This window comes from Paracoccus sp. NIOT.M2S5SZ12, from assembly GCF_057748165.1.
This window is the reverse complement of record NZ_JBYLFR010000009.1, coordinates 150,460-162,218: the sequence shown is the minus strand read 5'-3', so window position 1 is coordinate 162,218 and position 11,759 is coordinate 150,460. Positions and strand designations below refer to the sequence as shown.

General features: G+C 70.1%; 13 protein-coding genes. 10 read left to right on the top strand and 3 right to left on the bottom strand.

The annotated features are described in order from the left end of the window. Positions 1–103: 103 nt before the first annotated feature. From uvrC to AC2SGK_RS10515, 7 genes are all read left to right on the top strand, one after another. Complete coding sequence (uvrC, locus tag AC2SGK_RS10545) at positions 104–1,954, top strand: excinuclease ABC subunit UvrC (protein ID WP_488323501.1); 1,851 nt, start codon at positions 104–106, stop codon at positions 1,952–1,954. A 106-nt stretch (positions 1,955–2,060) separates the two neighbouring features. Then, positions 2,061–2,693 carry a CDP-diacylglycerol--glycerol-3-phosphate 3-phosphatidyltransferase gene (gene pgsA, locus AC2SGK_RS10540; protein ID WP_488323500.1) on the top strand — a complete coding sequence of 211 codons (633 nt, stop codon included), beginning with the start codon at positions 2,061–2,063 and terminating at the stop codon, positions 2,691–2,693. Further along, positions 2,683–2,934 (top strand): molybdopterin converting factor subunit 1, encoded by a 252-nt coding sequence (gene moaD, locus AC2SGK_RS10535; protein WP_488323499.1) that lies wholly within the window; start codon positions 2,683–2,685, stop codon positions 2,932–2,934. The genes pgsA and moaD overlap by 11 nt, the downstream gene beginning before the upstream one ends. After that, positions 2,934–3,374, top strand: a complete 441-nt coding sequence (locus tag AC2SGK_RS10530; RefSeq protein WP_488323498.1) for a molybdenum cofactor biosynthesis protein MoaE — start codon at positions 2,934–2,936, stop codon at positions 3,372–3,374. The genes moaD and AC2SGK_RS10530 overlap by 1 nt, the downstream gene beginning before the upstream one ends. A gap of 28 nt (positions 3,375–3,402) precedes the next feature. Next, positions 3,403–3,909 carry a hypothetical protein gene (locus tag AC2SGK_RS10525; RefSeq protein WP_488323497.1) on the top strand — a complete coding sequence of 169 codons (507 nt, stop codon included), beginning with the start codon at positions 3,403–3,405 and terminating at the stop codon, positions 3,907–3,909. Positions 3,910–3,980: 71 nt separating this feature from the next. Then, positions 3,981–5,351: a glutamate--cysteine ligase gene (locus AC2SGK_RS10520; RefSeq protein ID WP_488323496.1), complete on the top strand. Its 1,371-nt coding sequence runs from the start codon at positions 3,981–3,983 to the stop codon at positions 5,349–5,351. Positions 5,352–5,554: 203 nt separating this feature from the next. Beyond that, on the top strand, positions 5,555–5,923 hold the full coding sequence (locus tag AC2SGK_RS10515; protein ID WP_488323495.1) for a hypothetical protein: 369 nt from the start codon (positions 5,555–5,557) through the stop codon (positions 5,921–5,923). A gap of 6 nt (positions 5,924–5,929) precedes the next feature. On the opposite strand, the gene plsY is transcribed toward AC2SGK_RS10515, so the two are convergent. The 3 genes from plsY to AC2SGK_RS10500 are packed head-to-tail and all read right to left on the bottom strand — an operon-like array spanning position 5,930 to position 8,744. Beyond that, complete coding sequence (plsY, locus tag AC2SGK_RS10510; RefSeq protein ID WP_488323494.1) at positions 5,930–6,508, bottom strand: glycerol-3-phosphate 1-O-acyltransferase PlsY; 579 nt, start codon at positions 6,506–6,508, stop codon at positions 5,930–5,932. Further along, complete coding sequence (pyrC, locus tag AC2SGK_RS10505; protein WP_488323493.1) at positions 6,505–7,785, bottom strand: dihydroorotase; 1,281 nt, start codon at positions 7,783–7,785, stop codon at positions 6,505–6,507. The genes plsY and pyrC overlap by 4 nt, the downstream gene beginning before the upstream one ends. After that, positions 7,785–8,744, bottom strand: coding sequence for an aspartate carbamoyltransferase catalytic subunit (locus AC2SGK_RS10500; RefSeq protein WP_488323492.1), 960 nt, complete (start codon positions 8,742–8,744; stop codon positions 7,785–7,787). Before AC2SGK_RS10500 ends, pyrC begins: the two co-directional genes overlap by 1 nt. 129 nt (positions 8,745–8,873) lie before the next feature. Between AC2SGK_RS10500 and AC2SGK_RS10495 the strand changes: the two genes are divergently transcribed. From AC2SGK_RS10495 to AC2SGK_RS10485, 3 genes are read left to right on the top strand one after another with little or no spacing between them, the layout of a single operon-like run. Next, entirely contained in the window at positions 8,874–10,247 is a 1,374-nt protein-coding gene (locus AC2SGK_RS10495) for an MATE family efflux transporter (protein ID WP_488323491.1), read from the top strand. Positions 10,248–10,269: 22 nt separating this feature from the next. Beyond that, entirely contained in the window at positions 10,270–10,506 is a 237-nt protein-coding gene (locus AC2SGK_RS10490) for an Lrp/AsnC ligand binding domain-containing protein (RefSeq protein WP_488323490.1), read from the top strand. Then, the gene (locus AC2SGK_RS10485) at positions 10,506–11,606 is read left to right on the top strand and encodes a pyridoxal phosphate-dependent aminotransferase (protein ID WP_488323489.1); all 1,101 of its coding nucleotides are present in this window, start codon (positions 10,506–10,508) and stop codon (positions 11,604–11,606) included. The genes AC2SGK_RS10490 and AC2SGK_RS10485 overlap by 1 nt, the downstream gene beginning before the upstream one ends. Positions 11,607–11,759: the final 153 nt, after the last annotated feature.

Sequence of the window (11,759 nt, the reverse complement as noted above, 5' to 3'; positions counted from 1 at the left end):
CCTTTGTCTGGGACTGGTCACGATGGCGACGAGAACATCAAGCGATCGCTGCCATCGCACATCGGAAGTTGCGCATCAATGCGCAACTGTAGTACTAGGCATCATGACCCAGAAAACAGGCCACGCCCTCATCCAGGATTACCTCCGCACGCTGGACAGCAGTCCCGGCGTCTATCGCATGCTGGATGCGAGCCAAGCAGTGCTCTATGTCGGCAAGGCGCGCGACCTGCGCGCGCGGGTGTCGAACTATGCCCGGCCCTCGGGCCATTCGGGGCGCATCGCGCGGATGATCCGTGAGACGGCCTCAATGATGTTCCTGACCACCAACACCGAGACCGAAGCGCTGCTGCTGGAGCAGAACCTGATCAAGCAGCTGAAGCCGCGCTACAACGTGCTTCTGCGCGACGACAAGTCGTTCCCGAACATCCTGGTGGCCAAGTCCCACGCCTATCCGCAGATCAAGAAGCATCGCGGCGCCAAGACCGAGAAGGGCGACTATTACGGCCCCTTCGCCAGCGCGGGCGCGGTGAACCGCACCCTGACCCAGCTGCAGCGCGTCTTCCTGCTGAGGAACTGCACCGACAGCGTGTTCGAGAGCCGCACCCGCCCCTGCCTGCTGTTCCAGATCAAGCGCTGCAGCGCGCCCTGCACCGGGCGGATCAGCGCGCCGGACTACAACGCGCTGGTCAATGACGCGGAACGCTTCCTGCAGGGCAAGACGACCACCATCCAGGCCGATCTGGCACGCGAGATGGCCCAGGCCGCCGAGAACATGGAATACGAGCGCGCCGCCGCCCTGCGCGACCGCATCAAGGCGCTGACGGCCGTGCAGTCGGTGCAGGCCATCAACCCCAAGGGCGTGGCCGAGGCCGACATCGTGGCGCTGCACATGGAGGGGGGGCAGGCCTGCGTGCAGGTCTTCTTCATCCGCGGCAACCAGAGCTGGGGCAACCGCGACTTCTATCCCAGGCTGGGCGGGGCCGAGGGGGCGGAGGAGGTGATGCAGGCCTTCCTGCTGCAGTTCTACGACAACACCCCGCCGCCCCGGCAGATCCTGCTGTCCCACCCGCCCGAGGACCCCGACCTGACCGCGGATGTCCTGTCCGAACGGGCCCGCCGCAAGGTCGAGGTGGCCGTACCGCTGCGCGGCGAGAAGTCGGACCTGGTGACCAACGCGCTGCGCAACGCACGTGAGAGCCTGGCCCGGCGCATGTCCGAGAGCGCGACCCAGCTGCGCCTGCTGGAGGGTCTGGCCGACGCGTTCGAACTGCCCGCGCCCCCGCGCCGGATCGAGGTCTATGACAACAGCCACATCATGGGCACCAACGCGGTCGGCGGCATGATCGTGGCGGGGCCCGACGGCTGGATGAAGAGCCAGTACCGCAAGTTCAACATCAAGGGGACCGAGATCACCCCCGGCGACGATTTCGGCATGATGAAAGAGGTGCTGACCCGCCGCTTCACCCGCCTTCTGAAGGACGACCCGGACCGCCAGACCGAGGCCTGGCCGGACCTTCTGCTGATCGACGGCGGCGCGGGGCAGGTCAGCGCCGTCCATGAGATCATGGCCGAGCTGGGCGTCGAGGACATCCCGATGATCGGCGTCGCCAAGGGCCAGGACCGCGACCACGGCAAGGAGGAGTTCCACCGCCCGGGCCAGCGCCCCTTCGCGCTGCGCATGAACGACCCGGTCCTGTACTTCGTCCAGCGGCTGCGCGACGAGGCGCACCGTTGGGCCATCGGCACTCACCGCGCGCGCCGGGCCAAGTCGCAGATGGCCAACCCCCTAGACGAGATCGCGGGCATCGGCGCGGCGCGCAAGCGCGCCCTGCTGGCCCATTTCGGCAGCGCCAAGGCGGTGGGTCGCGCCGGTCTGGCCGACCTGCAGGCGGTCGAGGGCATATCAGCGGCGATCGCGCAGAAGGTCCACGACCATTTCAACGCGCGCGGCTGAGGGCCGGTCCATTGAGGGGCGGCCGATTGAGGGGCGGCCGATCACGGCTGCGTCGGGGCGACGCTTGGGCCTTTCCAACCGCCGCGGCAGGGACTAGCGTGCCGACATGCGCTGGAACCTTCCGAATGTCCTGACCCTTCTGCGTCTGCTGGCGGCCCCCGGGGTCCCGCTGATGTTCCTGTATTTCCAACGCCCCTGGGCCGATTGGGCGGCGCTGGCGCTGTTCATGGGGGCGGCGATCACCGACTGGATCGACGGCTATCTGGCCCGCGCCTGGAAGCAGGAGAGCCGCTTCGGCGCGGCCATGGACCCGATCGCGGACAAGGCCATGGTGGTGATCGCCCTGGTCGTCATCACCGGCTATTCGGGCATGAACCCGTGGCTGATCCTGCCGGTGACGATCATCCTGTTCCGCGAGGTCTTCGTGTCGGGCCTGCGCGAGTATCTGGGCGACAAGTCGCGCCTGCTGGCGGTGACCAAGCTGGCCAAATGGAAGACCACGCTGCAGATGGTGGCCATCTCGGTCCTGTTCCTGGGCACGGGCCTGGCCTATGTCGAATCCGGCGGCGCGCCGCGCGTGGGCGAGACGGGGCTGATCTGGTCCGGCAGCTGGGCCGCCATGGCCACGCATGCGGGCCTGACGATGATCTGGATCGCGGCGGCGCTGACGGCCTGGACGGGCTGGGACTATTTCGTCAAGGCGCTGCCCTTCCTGCGCGAGCCGCGCCATGACGCTTGAGGTCCTGTATTTCGCCTGGCTGCGCGAACGCGTGGGCCAGCCGCGCGAGACCGTGCAGACCGACGCCCCGACGCCCCGCGCGCTGATCGCAGAACTGGTCGCCCGGTCCGAGGGGCATGCGGCGGCCTTTGCCGACATGGCCGCGCTGCGCTGTGCCGTCGACCAGCGGCTGACCGATCTGGACGCGCCCCTGGACGGCGCGCGCGAGGTGGCCTTCTTTCCGCCGATGACGGGCGGCTGATGACCGCGCGCGTGCAGGCCGACCCGTTCGACATGGCCGCCGAGCTGCGGGGCTTCGGCGCGGGGGCGGGGGCGGGGGCGGTCGTCACCTTCACCGGCATCGTGCGGGACGAGGGCGGCACCCTGGCCGCGCTGGAGATCGAGCATTACCCCGGCATGACCGAACGCGCGCTGAGCGAATTCGGACAGGACGCCGCCGCGCGCTTCGGGCTGTCGGACTGGCGGATCGTGCATCGCCACGGCCGCATCCCGGTCGGCGACCCGATCATGATGGTCGCCACCGCCGCCCGCCATCGCCGCGCCGCCTTCGCAGGGGCCGAGTTCCTGATGGACTGGCTGAAATCGCGCGCTCCCTTCTGGAAGCGGCAGGTCGCGCGGGACGGCGCCACCGCATGGGTCGAGGCGCGCCCCGAGGACGAGGACGCGCTGAGCCGGTGGTGACCCCCATGACCCCCTGCGCGCGGACGCGATGATCCGCCCCGCGCTGCGCGACCAGCTGGGTCGCCATGCCGAACTGATCGTGTTCACGGCCCTGACGCTGGCGGCGCTGTGGCTGGCGCTGCGCGGCGGCTGGTTCTTCGCGGTCGTGGGCGGGGGCGGGGCGCTGGTCGCGGGCAGCCTGGCCTTGGGCGCGCTGCGCCGCACGCCCTTCCGCCGCGCCGTCGCGGCCCCCGGACTGGTCGAGATCGTCGAGGGGGCGGTGCGCTATTACGGCGCGACCGACCGGGGCGGAGAGATCCCCCTGCGCGACCTGGTGGAGATCCGCCTGCTGCGGCTGGAGGGGCGCGCCCATTGGCGGCTGCGCAGCCAGGACGGGCAGGCCTTGCTGATCCCCGCGGATGCGGCGGGGGCCGGGGCGCTGGCCGATGCCTTCACCGCGCTGCCGGGGCTGGACATGGGCGCGGTGTCCGCGGCGCTGGCGCAGGTCGCCCGCCAGCAGGACGCGATGCGCACCGTTTGGCGGAGGCCGGGCTGAGGCGACTTGACTTGGCCCGCCCGCATTGCCACCTGTGACCGACCGGAAACCCTTGAAAGGCCTCGCTGCCCATGTCCATTCCACAGCAGGGCGGAGGCCCCATCGAACATCGCGACCAGCTGGCGGCCTATATCGCCAGCGGCGAGAAGCCGAAATCGGCCTGGCGCATCGGCGTCGAGCACGAGAAATTCGGCTATGACGATGCGCGCAAGATGCCGCTGCCCTATGAGGGGGAGGCCTCGATCACGGCCATGCTGGAGGGGTTGCGCGACCGCTTCAACTGGAGCCCGGTCCTGGAGGCCGGCAGGCTGATCGGGCTGGAGCGCGACGGCGCCAACATCAGCCTGGAGCCGGGTGGCCAGCTGGAGCTGTCCGGCGCGCCCTTGGAGACGATCCACCAGACCTGCGACGAGGTGAACGGCCACCTGGCCGAGGTCGAGGCCGTGGCCTCCGACATCGGCGCGGGCTTCATCGGGCTGGGTGCGGCGCCGATCTGGGGGCAGGGCGACATGCCGATGATGCCCAAGGGGCGCTATCGGTTGATGACCGATTACATGGGCCGGGTCGGCACGCTTGGCACGCAGATGATGTATCGGACCTGCACGGTGCAGGTGAACCTGGACTTCGCCTCCGAGGCCGACATGGTCCAGAAGATGCGCGTGGCCCTGGCGCTGCAGCCGGTGGCCACCGCGCTGTTTGCCAATTCGCCCTTCCTGGACGGCAAGCCCAACGGCATGAAATCCTGGCGCGCGCATATCTGGCAGAACCTGGATGCGGCGCGGACCGGCATGCTGCCCTTCGTCTTCGAGGACGGATTCGGCTATGAGGCCTGGGTCGATTACGTGCTGAACGTGCCGATGTATTTCGTCTATCGCGACGGGAAATACATCGACGCCCTGGGCCAGAGCTTTCGCGATTTTCTGGACGGTCGCCTGCCCGCCCTGCCGGGCGAGGTGCCGACCCTGTCGGATTGGGCCGATCACATGACGACCGTGTTCCCCGAGGCGCGCGTCAAGAAATACATCGAGATGCGCGGCGCCGATGGCGGGCCGTGGCGGCGTCTGTGCGCGCTGCCTGCGCTGTGGGTCGGGCTGACCTATGACCAGGGCGCGCTGGATGCGGCGAGCGACCTGATCAAGGGCTGGGACGTCGAGACCCGAGAGGCGCTGCGCGTGGCCGCGGGCCGCGACGGGCTGCAGGCCGAGGCGGGGGGCGTGCGGATGCACGATCTGGCCCGCGAGGTCCTGGCCATCGCCGAGGGCGGGCTGAAGGCGCGCGGCCGCTCCGGCAATGACGGGCTGGTTCCCGACGAGACGCATTTCCTGAACGCGCTGAAGGAGAGCGTCGACAGCGGCAAGGTCCCGGCCGACGAGCTTCTGGAGAAGTATCACGGGGTCTGGGGCGGCGATCTGGGCCGCATCTACGACGAATACTCCTATTGACGGACCGGGCCGCGGGCGGGGCGCCGCTTGCGTCCCGCGGCGTGGCGGGGGGACTGCGCGTCCCCCCGCACCCCCCTGCGGCGTCGCGCGGACCGGCGGCGCAGCGCACGACAAGGTGAGCGGGCTGCGCGCGGCGGCGGCTTGATCCGGCCCATCCATGGTGGCACGGGGATCGCAAAGGTTTCAGAGGCAAGGGGCAGGAAATGCGGGCGGACAGTCTGGTCTGGTTTGGGCGGATGGTGGCCGGGGTCTTCGGTCTGGGCGTGCTGGCGCTGTTGGTGCTGGTCGTGCGGATCCTGCGTCAGGCGGAGGGCGTGCCGCCGATGCCGATCGCTCTGGGACTGCTGGGTCTGGTGGCGCTGATCCTGCTGGCGACGATCGCGCTGGCGCTGGTCTCGATCGCGGTGTCGCTGCGGCGGGGCGTGCCGGTCGCGGCGGAGGCCGTCGTCGAGGCGGCGCCGGAGACCGCCGCCGTGGAGATGGCGGAGCCCGACATGCCCGAGCGTCCCCGTCAGGGACCGCCGCTGCGCGCGACGCGCAGCGGGGCGCCGATGCTGGTCGCGCGGCGCTGAGGCGCGCTACTTTCGGCCGATCCGGGGTTCGGTGCCGTTCAGCAGGCGGCGGATGTTCGCGTGGTGGCGGATCAGGATCAGCGCCGCCATGAAGGCCGCGACGGCGGCGATGTCGCCCCGGCCCAGACCCCACAGCGCCACGGCGGGCGAGAGCACCGCCGCGACCAGCGCCGAGAGGCTGGAGATGCGCGTGACCGCGGCCGTCAGCGCCCAGATCCCGCAGGCGGCCAGACCCACCGGCCAGGCCAGCGCGATCAGCGTGCCGAGGAAGGTCGCGACGCCCTTGCCGCCCTTGAAGCACAGCCAGACCGGGAAGCAGTGCCCCAGGAAGGCTGCGCCGCCCGCCAGGATCGCGGCGGTCTCTCCGCCGAACTGACGGGCCAGCAGGACGGCGATGGCGCCCTTGCCCGAATCCAGCAGCAGCGTGGCCAGCGCGGCGGGCTTGTTCCCGGTCCGCAGGACATTGGTCGCGCCGATATTGCCGGAGCCGATCCGGCGCAGATCGCCCAGGCCCAGGGCGCGCGTGATGACCAGGCCGAAGGGGACCGAGCCCAGAAGATAGCCGAAGATGGCCCAGAGGATCATGCGTGGTCTCCGAAGACGGGGGTGCCTGCGACCCAGGTGCCCAGGACGCGCCCCTGCATGCGCGCGCCGTCGAAGGGGGTGTTCTTGGATTTGGACAGAAGCGCGAAGCGGTCCAGCACGAAGGGTGCGTCGGGATCGAACAGCACCAGGTCGGCGGGCGTGCCCTCCGACAGGCGGCCTGCGGAGAGGCCGAGCCTGCGTGCCGGGTTCAGCGCCATGGCGCGGAACAGCTGCGGCAGGCTCAGCCCGCCCTGATGATAGAGGCGCAGGGCCGCGGGCAGCAGGGTCTGCAGGCCCACGGCGCCGGGGGCCGCGGCCTCGAAGGGCAGGCGTTTCGATTCCTCGTCCTGCGGCGTGTGGAAGCTGGCGATGGTGTCGATCAGCCCCTGGGCTACGGCATCGACCATGGACAGGCGGTCATCCTCGGACCGCAGCGGCGGCGTGAAGCGGAAGAACGTCCGGTAGTCGCCTACGTCGAACTCGTTCAGCGTCAGGTGGTGGATCGAGATCCCGGCCGTCACGTCCAGCCCCGCGTCTCGCGCCCGCGCAAGCGCGGGTAGGCTGGCCGCAACGGTGATCTGGTCGGCGTGATAGCGCCCGCGCGTCATCGCGACCAGGGCCAGGTCGCGGTCCAGGCCCATCACCTCGGCCATGGGCGACACGGCGGGGATGCCGTAGAGGGAGGCGAACTTGCCGCTGGTCGCTGCGGCCCCCGCCGACAGGGACGGGTCCTGCGGATGGCCCACGATCAGCGCGTCCAGACCCCGCGCATAGGTCATGCAGCGGCCCAAGAGCTTCGCGTCGCGCACCACGCGCACGCCGTCGGTGAAGGCCGCCGCGCCCAGATCGGTCAGAAAGCCGATCTCGACCATCTCGCGGCCCTCGCGGGCCTTGGTCAGGGCGGCCATGTGGCGGATGTTCACCGGCGCGTCGACGGCCCTGCGGGCGACGAATTCCAGCGCCTCGGGCGTGTCGATGGGGGGCGTGGTGTCGGGGCGCGCGATGATCGTGGTGACGCCGCCCGCCGCGGCCGCGCGGCCCGCGCTGCGGAAGCTTTCCTTGTGGCGTTCGCCCGGCTCGCCGATCTTGACGCCCCAATCGATCAGGCCCGGCGCCAGCGCGCGGGCGCGGCAATCGATGACGGTCGCACCTTCGGGGGCGGGCTCCTCAGGCCCGCCGCGTCCGGCGATGCGGCCGTCGGTCACGCGCAGGCTGCCCAGATCCTCGGTCTGGGCCTCGGGGTCGATCAGGCGGGCGTTGCGGAAGATCAGATCCATCACGGCTCTCCGGCGGCGGCGCGGCCACGGGTGGCGCGCAGGTTGCGGGCCAGCAGGTCCAGCGCGGCCATGCGAACGGCGACGCCCATCTCGACCTGGTCCTGGATGACGCTGCGGTTGATGTCATCGGCGATGGTGCCGTCGATCTCGACACCCCGGTTCATGGGACCCGGATGCATGACGATCGCGTCGGGCGCGGCCAGGGCCAGCTTTTCGGCGTCCAGCCCGAAGCGGTGGAAATATTCGCGTTCGGACGGGATGAAGCCCCCATCCATCCGCTCCTTCTGCAGGCGCAGCATCATGACGACATCGGCACCCTTGAGGCCCTCGCGCATGTCCTCGTAAAGCTCCACCCCCATGTCGGCCACGCCGGCGGGCATCAGGGTCGCGGGGCCGATCAGGCGGATGCGGTTCTCCATCTTGCCCAGCAGGATCAGGTTCGACCGGGCCACGCGGCTGTGGGCGATGTCGCCGCAGATGGCGATGGTCAGGCGCTGCAGCCGCCCCTTGGCGCGGCGGATGGTCAGCGCGTCCAGCAGGGCCTGGGTCGGGTGTTCGTGCCGCCCGTCGCCCGCGTTGATGACCGCGCAGTTGACCTTCTCCGCCAGCAGGTTCACCGCGCCGGAATGCGGGTGGCGCACCACCAGCAGGTCGGGCTGCATCGCGTTCAGCGTCAGCGCCGTGTCGATCAGCGTCTCACCCTTCTTCACGCTGGACTGGGCCACCGCCATGTTCATCACGTCCGCGCCCAACCGCTTGCCCGCCAGTTCGAAGCTGGCCTGGGTGCGGGTGGAGTTCTCGAAGAACATGTTGATCTGGGTCATCCCGGCCAGCGCGTCGGAATGCTTCACCGTGCGGCGGTTCAGGCTGACATAGTTCTCGGCCAGATCCAGCAGGGTGACGATCTCGTCGGGCCTGAGATGGTCGATGCCCAGAAGGTGGCGGGCGCGAAAGCTCATGCGGGGCCTCATGGCTGGGGGGTCGCGCGATCTATCGCAGATGGGGGCAGGGGCGGCAAGCGTCCCGCCCCTTGCATGACGTGCAACAGCCCCCTTGCCGCATCCCCCGCGCCCGGATATGGCGATGCCATGCACGGAAAGTATCGCCCCCATGTTCTTGCGACCCTGTCGTTGGGCTTGCCGCTGATCGGCAGCCACCTGGCCCGCATGGCCATCGGGGTGGGCGACACGGTCATGGTCGGCTGGTACGGGATCGAGCCGCTGGCGGCCCTGGTCATCGCGACCAGCTTCTTTCACATCCTGTTCTTCCTGGGCATGGGCTTCGGCACGGGCGTCCTGGGCCTGATCGCGGCCCATGTCTCCGCAGGGCGCCAGACCGAGGTCCGGCGCGGCGCGCGCATGGCGCTGTGGCTGTCGGCGGGCTTCGGCCTGGCGATGATGCCGCTGATGTGGGTGTCCGAACCGATCCTGCTGGCCTTGGGCCAGTCGCCCGTGGTCGCGGCCCTGGCGCAGGATTACCTGCGCATCGCGGGCTGGGGCCTGGCGGTGGTGCTGGGCCAGCTGACCCTGTCCTCCTACCTGGCCGCGCTGGAGCGGACGCAGATCGTCATGTGGGTGACGCTGGCGGGGCTGCCGCTGAACCTGGGCCTGAACTGGGTGCTGATCTTCGGCAATCTTGGCGCGCCGGAACTGGGCGTGCAGGGCGCGGCGCTGGCCAGCGTGACGGTCCAGGTGGTCCAGCTGGTCCTGCTGGCCGCCTATGCCGCCTGGCTGCCCGCTGCGCGCCAGTATCGGCTGTTCCAGCGCTTCTGGCGCCCCGACTGGCAGGCCATGGCGCAGGTCGCGCGGATCGGATGGCCCATCGGGCTGACCATGGAGGCCGAGGGCGGGCTGTTCGTGGCTTCCAACGTCATGATGGGCTGGATCGGCACGCAGCAGCTGGCCGCCCACGGCATCGCGCTGCAGATCACCGCGATCACCTTCATGGCGCATCTGGGCCTTTCCAACGCCGCGACGGTGCGGGTCGGGCAGGCCATGGGACGCGGCGATCGCGGCTGGATGCGCGACGCGGCGCTGACGGTCGTGTGGATGTCGCTGGCCTTCTCGGTCGTGTTCATCGCCGTCTATCTGCTCTTCTCCGAACAGCTGGTGCGGCTCTATCTGGACCCGACCGATCCGCAGGCCCCGCAGATCGTGGCGCTTGGCGCGACGCTGCTGATGTATGCCGCGCTGTTCCAGCTGACCGACGCCTTCCAGGTGATCGCTCTGGGCTTCCTGCGCGGGGTCCAGGACACCCGCGTGCCGATGTGGATCGCGGGGTTCAGCTACTGGGTCGTGGGCATGCCGGTGGCCTGGGCGCTGGCCTTTCCCCTGGGGTTCGGCCCGGCGGGGCTATGGCTGGGGCTCTGCGTCGGGCTGACGGTCGCGGCGGTCCTGCTGATGCGCCGCTTCTGGTCGGGCCATGCGCGGGGGGACTGGACCCGCGCCGCGGCACCGGTCTAACCTGCCCGCGAAGGAGACCCCGATGCGCCCCGTTTTCGTCCAGTTCCGCTGCGATCCCGGCAAGACCTATCAGGTGGCCGAGGCCATCTACGACCGCGAGGTGGTCAGCGAACTCTATTCCACCTCGGGCGATTTCGACCTGATCGCCAAGGTCTACATCCCTGAGGATCAGGATGTCGGCCGCTTCCTGTCGGAGCGGCTGTTCGACATCCCCCATATCAGCCGGACCCTGACCACGATGACCTTCCGCGCCTTCTGATGCGCTTCGCACCCCTGCCTGCGGGCCTGCCCGCCACCGTCCCCTTCGTCGGCCCCGAGACCTTGGAACGCCGCCGCGGCGCGCCCTTCGCCGCCCGTCTGGGCGCGAACGAGAGCGCCTTCGGACCCAGCCCGCTCGCCGCGCGCGCCATGCGCGAGGCGGTGGGCCATGTCTGGCGCTATGGCGATTCGACGAACCATGACCTGACCCATGCGCTGGCGGCCCATCACCGGGTCGCGCCCCGGAACGTCATGGTGGGCGAGGGGATCGACGGCCTTCTGGGCACCCTGGTCCGGCTGATCGTCGCGCCGGGCGATGCGGTGGTGACCTCGGACGGGGCCTATCCGACCTTCAACTATCACGTCGCGGGCTTCGGCGGCGTGCTGCACAAGGTCCCCTATCGCGACGATGCCGAGGACCCCGAGGCCCTGCTGGAGGCCGCCCATGCGACCGGCGCGCGGCTGGTCTATCTGGCCAATCCCGACAATCCGATGGGCAGCTGGCACGACGCCCCGGCGATCACCGCCCTGCTGGACCGCCTGCCGGCCGACTGCCTGCTGGTGCTGGACCAGGCCTATGCGGAATTCGCGCCGGCCTCGGCCATTCCCGACATCGCCGCGAACGATCCCCGCGTGATCCGCATGCGCACCTTCTCCAAGGCCTATGGGCTGGCGGGTGCGCGCATCGGTTATGCCCTGGGCGCGCCGGACCTGATCGCGGCCTTCGACCGCATCCGCAACCATTTCGGCGTGAACCGCATCGCGCAGGCCGGTGCCTTGGCCGCGCTGGCCGATCAGGGCTGGCTCGCCCATGTCGTGGCCGAGGTCGCCGCCGCCCGCGAGCGCATCGCCGCCATCGGCGCCGCGAACGGCCTGACGGCACTGCCCTCGGCCACCAATTTCGTGGCGCTGGACACGCATCGCGACGGGGACCATGCCCGCGCCCTGATCGCCGCCTTGGCGGATCAGGCCGTCTTCGCCCGGATGCCCGGCGTGTCCCCCCTGGACCGCTGCATCCGCATCAGCACCGCGCCGCTCCACGAACTCGACGTGCTGGAGGACGCGCTGCCCCGCGCCCTGGCCGCGATCAATCCCGCATGAAGCGGCGGCGCGATTCCTCGGCGATGGCCTGACGCATCTGCAGCCGGGCGATCTCGGCCAGGAGCGCCTCCCGCTCCGCCCCCTTCGGGCATCCCGGCCAAGCGGGCCTGCGCGGCCTGAACCTCCTTTTTCAGGACGATCTCGGGCGGCAGC